General features: G+C 67.7%; 4 protein-coding genes and 1 pseudogene. 2 read left to right on the forward strand and 3 right to left on the reverse strand.

Annotation, left to right across the window (positions count from 1 at the left end; all coding sequences use genetic code 11):
* Together WCJ52_RS12030 and WCJ52_RS12035 are read left to right on the forward strand one after the other, a co-directional pair.
* On the forward strand, nt 1-1,137 hold a 1,137-nt coding region (locus WCJ52_RS12030; protein ID WP_336903548.1), incomplete at its 5' end, for a metallophosphoesterase.
* A gap of 225 nt (nt 1,138-1,362) precedes the next feature.
* On the forward strand, nt 1,363-1,938 hold the full coding sequence (locus WCJ52_RS12035; protein WP_336903549.1) for a hypothetical protein: 576 nt from the start codon (nt 1,363-1,365) through the stop codon (nt 1,936-1,938).
* 22 nt (nt 1,939-1,960) lie between these two features.
* On the opposite strand, the gene WCJ52_RS12040 is transcribed toward WCJ52_RS12035, so the two are convergent.
* From WCJ52_RS12040 to WCJ52_RS12050, 3 genes and pseudogenes are all read right to left on the reverse strand, one after another.
* Entirely contained in the window at nt 1,961-2,563 is a 603-nt protein-coding gene (locus tag WCJ52_RS12040) for a glutathione S-transferase family protein (RefSeq protein WP_336903550.1), read from the reverse strand.
* Nucleotides 2,564-2,657: 94 nt separating this feature from the next.
* Nucleotides 2,658-3,260, reverse strand: coding sequence for a hypothetical protein (locus tag WCJ52_RS12045; protein ID WP_336903551.1), 603 nt, complete (start codon nt 3,258-3,260; stop codon nt 2,658-2,660).
* Nucleotides 3,261-3,351: 91 nt separating this feature from the next.
* Nucleotides 3,352-3,923: pseudogene (locus WCJ52_RS12050) on the reverse strand (hypothetical protein); the annotation flags it as partial.

Below are 3,923 nucleotides of genomic sequence, written 5' to 3' on the forward strand. Positions count from 1 at the left end.
CCGGTGCGGGTCTGTGAGGCCCCGGTTCCTCGGGGGGTCAGGAGGGCCAGCATCGAAGGCCGGACTCTTCCGCTCGCCCGCCGCGAGCTCCGCAGGCTTGTCGTCATCGGCGACACCGGTTGCCGCCTGAAGGCCAAGGATGACGCTTGGCAGGCCTGCAATGACCCTGTCGCCTACCCCTTCGCGCGGATTGCGGCCCAGGCCGCAGCCTGGAAGCCCGATGCTGTCGTCCATGTGGGCGACTACCTCTATCGGGAGAACCCCTGCCCCGAAAACCGCCCCGGGTGTTCCGGTTCGCCATGGGGGTACGGATGGGATGCCTGGAACGCCGACTTCTTTGCACCGGCGGGAAAGCTCTTGGAGGCGGCGCCATGGATATTGGTTCGCGGCAATCACGAGAGCTGCGCCCGGGGCGGGCAGGGCTGGTGGCGGCTGATGGACCCTCGCCCCCTCCAGGCCGGACGCGACTGCAGGGTCGCCGCCGACGACGTGGCAGGGGATACCAGCCCGGCCTACTCGGTCCCGCTTGGCGATGGTGCCCAGGTTGTGGTCATGGATCTGTCCCATGCCGGGACTTCAAGACTAGCGGCTGGCGATCCCCACATCGGGGCCTACCAGGACACCTGGCGAGCCCTGTCCAGATTCGCCGGGAAGGCCCGGTTCACCTTTGCCGCCGATCATTACCCCATCTTCGGAGTTGCGGCGAAGGAAGGTCGGGACTCCATTGGCTTCATCGCTGGCAATCCCGCCATTCAACAGGTGTTCGGCGGAATGGATCCCGCCGTCTTCCCTGAAGGGGTCGACGCCCTGCTGGCAGGCCATATTCACCTGTGGGAACAGGTCGACCTCGGAGGACGCCAGCCCAGCCAGTTCGTCGCGGGATTTTCCGGAACCCAGGAAGACGTTGTCCGGCTTCCACAGCCGCTGCCGCCCTCGTTCACTCCGGCGCCCAATGCTCCAGTCCGTCGATTTGACTCCCTTACGGATGTCTTCGGATTCATGACCCTGGAGCGGACCGGCGCGACCCGCTGGGTTGCAAACGTCTATGCGGTCGACGGCGAACACCTCAGGCGGTGCACGCTCGACAAGCGCCGTTCCCAGTGCGCTTCCATCACGGCAGCACAACGCGGTCGCTGACCCGGGGGAGGTTGCGGGTCCTGGGGTCGAAGTCGAGTGGCCAGCCCGGTCTCAAGGTGGGCGCGGGCTATGGTCTCCAGGGGCGGGCGCGCGTCCCCGGTCGGGGCAAACCCACGCGGCTGGGGGCTTCAACCGAAAGCGGAACCTGACGCACTTGGTCGGGCTCCACCTTTACGACCGCCGTCGTTACTGGGACATTGGCCCATTCATCCCGGAGGGCGCGACATGGCGGCTGGCTTTTCTTCCCTCCTGGGGGCGCTCGCCCTGGCGGCGGCGGCGGGGTCCGCAGGCACAGGCTTGCGGGCCGATGACATCCCCGTGGCGCACACGCCGAAGGTCCCCGGGGGATACGGCAAGACCTTCCCGGAGCCGGTCCTGCGCCGATGCGCCGAACCTCTCGCGGCAGGCGCCCCGGACCTGCGCGGGATCTGGAGGATCGTGGAGGTCGACGGCAAGGCACCGGCCTCGGGCGAGCGCATGCACGGTTATGTGGAGCGGATCGAGCAGTGCGGGAACCGGATCGTCGACATGGGGGGCGGGACCATAGCCGATGCCCGGGCCGACGGGACCGAGGCCAACGCCGTGCACGATGTCTCGGTGCGCGACTTCCGCACCCCCATCGTCGCCATCGCCACCTACGAGGCGGGCGCCTTCATCCTGCGCCCCGTGGGGATGCCCGGGGTTGAGGTGCGCCGCTGGCTGGAGCCCGACGGCCGGATGGGCTGGACCCGGCCCGACCTCGGCCGGATGCGCCTGGAGCGCATCGCCGGGCCGAACGATCCCTACACCCGGGGGGAGTGAGCGCGGGGCGGCGGCCAGCCGATCAGGCGGCTTCGGCGGCCTTGAAGGCGGGGCGCGCCTCGAGCCGGTCGGCATAGGTGCCGAGATTGGGGAAGTTGGCGAAGTCCGCGCCGAGGCGCCGGGACATGATGATGGCGTGTCCCGTGATGGTGTCGGCGATGGTGAAGTCGCCGGCAATGTACTCGCGCCCGGCCATGTGGGCCTCGGCGGCTTCCAGCACCCGGCCCAGGAGCTTCACGGCCCGCGCCGCCATCTCCGGGTTGCGCCGGTCGGGGGGCAACAGGACCGTCTCGACCACATAGTTGTTGATCGGCGGCATGATCATGCCCTCGGCATAGTGCAGCCATTGCAGATAAAGGGCGAAGTTGGGTGCGTCCGGGCCAGGGGCCAGGTGCTGGGCGTACTTCGCGCCGAGGTACTGGGCGATCGCGGTACTCTCGGAGATCGTGGTGTCGCCATCGATCAGGGTCGGGACCCGCCCGTTCGGGTTGATCCGGGTGTATTCCGGCCCCCGCATCTCCCTCTGGCCGAGGGTGAAGCGCTCCAACTCATAGGGCAGGCCGATTTCCTCAAGGAGCCAGACCGTACGCACGGCGCGGGAGTTCGGAGCGAAATAGACCTTCATGGGGATGTCCTTGTCTCGGGGGCACCGATTGAGGGGCTAGGCATATCAGCCCGGACGATGCCGGGGCAACATCCAGAGGGCGACGGGCACAGGCTCACTGCCTCCGCAGGAGGACCCATCCGGCGAGACCGAGGGCGCCGAACACCCCTGCCGCAACCAGCTGGATCGCCAGGAGCGAGAACACCGGCGCGGTCGCCCGGGCCTCGGTATAGGTCAGGGAGGCAAACTTGTTGCCGACGCCTGCGCTCATGGCCGGATCGGTGAAGATGACCAGAAAGTCGCGCAGGGATCGGTAGCGGACCAGGGCGGCCCGGTTAAACGCCCTGGGGTTGTCTCCGATCAGCTGCCCCCGGACGCGACCGATGTAGACCGGCAGGGAACCGTGCCTGAGCAAGGCCGGAAGCACGACGCGCGCATAGGCCATGTCCGCCTTACGGGCCTCTGGGCCTGTGGCAAGCTGCTCAAGGTTCAGCATGTAGAATTCACGTCCGTCGTCGAGGGCGATCAGGGTCTCCAGGGTCGTCAGGACCTCGGGATGCCCGGAAGCGGACGGGGACGTCCGCACTCGCTCCAGAAAGGCCCTGCCCTCGCCGGGCGTCAGGGCCGGGCCGGAACCGCCATACCAGAGAAGACAGGCCAAGTAGGCGAGGCCAACAAGCACCACCCAGCCCAGACGCAGTCTCTGACGGTTGATCATGCGTCATGCTCCCGATGGATCCCCGGCCCGCCCGAGGGCGAAGACTGGCCCTGTGGATGGGCATCTTGCAGACGATAGGCAGGCCTGGGCGTCACGGGAAGCGCTGGATGAAGGCGATGACCTCGTCGGCCATTTCAGGCCCCGCGTCCTCCTGGCTGAAGTGCCCGGCAGCAAAGACCTTGTGCTCAACCCCCGGCCGCTTCGCACCTGGGATCTGGGAACGGTACATCTCGCCCCGCTCCGAATAGGTGAACGGGCAACGATCCCCCCATAGGGTCAGGAAGGGCATGTCCGATGCGCGCAGGACGTCCCACGCCGCGTCACAGCGCGTCCGTTCGACATCGTCGGCGGTGATCGGCACCAGCAGGGGGAAACGCCGGGACCCCGCCTTGTAACTCTCGTCGGGGAAGGGCGCGTCATAGGCTGCGCGGGCGGCGGAGGAGACCGGGTTCACGCACCATCCCGGAATGATCTTCGAAGGCGCCAGGTCTGCGACGGTCTGGCTGTAGACCCGCCAGGCGAGGAAATAGAAGGATGGCCCGCGGGCGATCAGGGCCTGGATCTTCTCCGCATTGATCGTGTCATCCGGGTCCAGGGTCTCACGCCAGTCCATCCCGAAACGCGCCTTCAGCTGGTCCGCCGAGAGCGGAGCCTGGGCGGTCA

Origin of the sequence: Phenylobacterium sp. (assembly GCF_037138395.1) — a bacterium.
Lineage (GTDB): Bacteria > Pseudomonadota > Alphaproteobacteria > Caulobacterales > Caulobacteraceae > Phenylobacterium.

Excerpts from the sequence above, each read along its gene's own strand:
- WCJ52_RS12035 (WP_336903549.1), top strand. The coding sequence starts at position 1,363 with ATGGCGGCTGGCTTTTCTTCCCTCCTGGGGGCGCTCGCCCTGGCGGCG.
- WCJ52_RS12040 (WP_336903550.1), bottom strand. The coding sequence starts at position 2,563 with ATGAAGGTCTATTTCGCTCCGAACTCCCGCGCCGTGCGTACGGTCTGG.
- WCJ52_RS12045 (WP_336903551.1), bottom strand. The coding sequence starts at position 3,260 with ATGATCAACCGTCAGAGACTGCGTCTGGGCTGGGTGGTGCTTGTTGGC.